The sequence below is a fragment of the Streptomyces cahuitamycinicus genome (assembly GCF_002891435.1).
Classification (GTDB): domain Bacteria; phylum Actinomycetota; class Actinomycetes; order Streptomycetales; family Streptomycetaceae; genus Streptomyces; species Streptomyces cahuitamycinicus.
This window is the reverse complement of sequence record NZ_POUC01000658.1, coordinates 1-3,076: the sequence shown is the minus strand read 5'-3', so window position 1 is coordinate 3,076 and position 3,076 is coordinate 1. Positions and strand designations below refer to the sequence as shown.

Sequence of the window (3,076 nt, the reverse complement as noted above, 5' to 3'; positions counted from 1 at the left end):
GAAGCACGTAGCCCTTGCCCCCTTCCTCCTCCAGCAGAAACACCGACGGATACGACCTCGTCCTGCGCCTCCTCTTCGGCGTGCTCGCCGTCGTCGTCCCCCTGTCCCACCTGGCCTGGCTGTCCGGCAACATCACCGCCTACCTCACCGGCACCAGCTGGGCCCCCTACCAGCCGACCAACGCCCTGCTCCACCCCGAGCAGGTCTGGCACGACGCAGGAGAAACGTCCCTGCTGATCGGTGCCCGCATCGTCCCCGTTCTCCTGCTCCTCGCTCTCGGGGCAGGGGCTGGCGTCCTGTGGGCCCGGCACAAGAACCGAAGCGGCGGCCGGAAGAAGATCAACGGCATGGCCAAGGCCCGGGACATCGAGCCGCTGATGGCCAAGGCGATCACCGACAAGGCCCGCTCCCTGCGCCCCAGCCTGAAGGACAGCAAGCACATCGACGCGAAGGACACCGGCATCCTTCTCGGCAACCTGCAGGGCAGCCGACACGAGGTACGGATGGGGTTCGAGGACGTCGCCGTCGCGATCATGGCGCCCCGGTCCGGCAAGACCACCTCGCTCGCCATCCCATCCATGCTCGGCGCACCCGGCCCGGTCCTGCTGACGTCGAACAAGGCCGCCGGCGACGCCTTCACCACCGCCTACGAGGCGAGGGCCCGGGCGGGGGTGGTGTGGACCATGGATCCACAGCAGATCGCGCATGCCGCCCGCGAGATGTGGTGGAACCCTCTTGCCAGCGCGACCACCTTGGACGGGGCGAACCGGCTCGCCGGACACTTCCTCGCAGCCTCGGTGGACGCCTCCCAGCAGGGCGACTTCTGGTCGAAGGCCGGCAGCAACATCCTGTCGCAGCTGCTCCTAGCCGCGGCGCTCGACGAGCGGCCTATCACCGACATCATGCAGTGGCTCGCCTTCCCCGCCGACCGCACTCCGCTGGACATCCTGCGCGACCACGACTTCGCCGCCGTCGCCGCTCAGCTCAAGGGCACCGTCGAGGGACCGCCCGAGACTCGAGACGGCATCTACGAGACCGCCCGGCAATACGCCTCCGCGCTCCTGAACGCGGAAATCGCCGCGTGGGTGACGCCGCAGAAGGACGTCCCGGAATTCCGGCCGGAGCAGTTCGTCACGTCCACCGACACGCTGTTCCTGCTCAGCAAGGACGGCGGCGGCGGAGCCTCGGCGCTGATCGCCGCGTGCGCGGACTCGGTGATGCGGGCCGCTACCGCGCAGGCCGAACGTGCCGGCGGGCGCCTGGATCCGCCCATGCTGGCGATCCTCGACGAGGCCGCCAACGTGTGCAAGATCAGCGACTTGCCGGACCTGTACTCCCACCTCGGCAGCCGCGGGATCATCCCGATCACGATCCTGCAGTCCTACCGCCAGGGGCAGAAGGTCTGGGGAGACGCGGGCATGGACGCCATGTGGTCCGCCTCGACTGTCAAGGTGATCGGCAGCGGTATTGACGACCCGGACTTCGCGGACAAGCTCAGCCGCCTGATCGGTGACCACGACGTGGAGACCACGTCCACCTCGCACTCAGAGTCCGGAAAGAGCACGTCGGTGTCGATGCGGCAGGAGCGGATCTTGCCCGCCGACGCGATCCGAGCCCTGCCCAAGGGAACCGCGCTCTGCTTCGCCACCGGCATGCGCGCCGCCATGCTCGACCTTCGGCCGTGGTACCGGGAGCCCGGCGCGGAGGAGCTGTCCGCGGCGTCCGCCCGCGCGTCGCAGGCGATCACCGCTCGCGCCGTGGCGAAGCACGCGCCGACACAGTCCGACTTGGGGCTGGCCACGTGATACTCGACCTCTTCGCGGGGCCGGGCGGCTGGAGCAGGGCACTGCACGTCCTCGGCGTGCGCGACATCGGGCTGGAATGGGACGAGTGGGCGTGCAAGACCCGGGCTGCGGCTGGGCAGTTGACGATCCGCACCGACGTGGCAATGTATCCGACCTGGCCCTTCATCGGCCGCACCCGCGGAATGATCGCTTCCCCTCCGTGCCAGGCGTGGAGCATGGCCGGCAAACGCCTCGGCCTGCTCGACCAGCCGCTGGTGCACGCGGCGGTCGAGGACCTGGCCGCCGGACGCGACTCCCGCGAACGCCTCCTCGCCGCATGCCGTGACGAGCGCTCCCTGCTCGCAGCCGAGCCGATGCGCTATCTGTACGCCCTGAACACGGTCGGCGAGCCCGACTGGGTCGCCATGGAGGAAGTGCCGCACGTCCTGCCCTTGTGGAAGCAGTACGCGGCCGTCCTGCGCGGGTGGGGGTTCTCCGTCTGGTACGGGATCCTCAACGCGGCCGACTTCGGCGTCCCGCAGACCAGGAAGCGAGCGATACTCCTAGCCTCCCGCGTCCGTACGGCGCAGCCTCCTACCCCCACGCACTCCCAACTGGCCGAACCGGAGTCGCTGTTCGGTCCCGGCCGCGCCCGCTGGGTCAGCATGGCCGAGGCCCTGGGATGGGGCGCAACCGACCGGCCCGTCCCCACCGTCTGCGCGGGCGGCGGCCCCGGCGGCGGACCCGAACCGTTCCCGTCAGGCTCCCGCAAGACGCTGTCCGACGCCCGTGAGCGCGGCACCTGGATGCCCCGGCCGGACGGAGTGGTCCTGCAGTCCCGCCGTGAAGGCGCCGGATGGGCGGCCCGCCACGGCACCCGCGAGAACCGAGCCGCCGACGCTCCGACGCCGACGTTCACCGCCGAGGCCCACCGCTGGTCCTGGTCCCTGCGCAGCAACAACCAGGCAAACGCCACCGTCCGTCCACTGTCCGAGCCGGCCGGCACGCTGTTCTTCGGGCACCGCGCGAACGAATGCACTTGGATCGCCGAGCCCGCATCACCGCCGCCCCCGGACACCGACGCGCCATCGGTTCCCGAGCCGATCCGGATCACCGCCCGCGAGGCAGGCATCCTGCAGACCTTCCCCGCCGACTATCCCTGGGCCGGCAACAAGGGCCAGCAGTTCTCCCAGATCGGCAACGCCGTGCCCCCGCTGCTCGCCGGCCACCTCCTCGCCCCACACCTCGGCGTCACCCTCGACCCCGACGACTTCACCCTCGCCGCCTGATGC

At 70.4% G+C, this 3,076-nt stretch carries 2 protein-coding genes; both read left to right on the top strand.

The genetic code is table 11. The features are described from left to right. Positions 1–14 precede the first annotated feature (14 nt). Complete coding sequence (locus C1J00_RS41125) at positions 15–1,805, top strand: type IV secretory system conjugative DNA transfer family protein (RefSeq protein ID WP_102913937.1); 1,791 nt, start codon at positions 15–17, stop codon at positions 1,803–1,805. Further along, a complete protein-coding gene (locus C1J00_RS41120) occupies positions 1,802–3,073 on the top strand; it encodes a DNA cytosine methyltransferase (RefSeq protein ID WP_102913936.1) in 1,272 nt (423 codons plus the stop codon). The genes C1J00_RS41125 and C1J00_RS41120 overlap by 4 nt, the downstream gene beginning before the upstream one ends. The last annotated feature ends 3 nt before the right edge of the window (positions 3,074–3,076 follow it).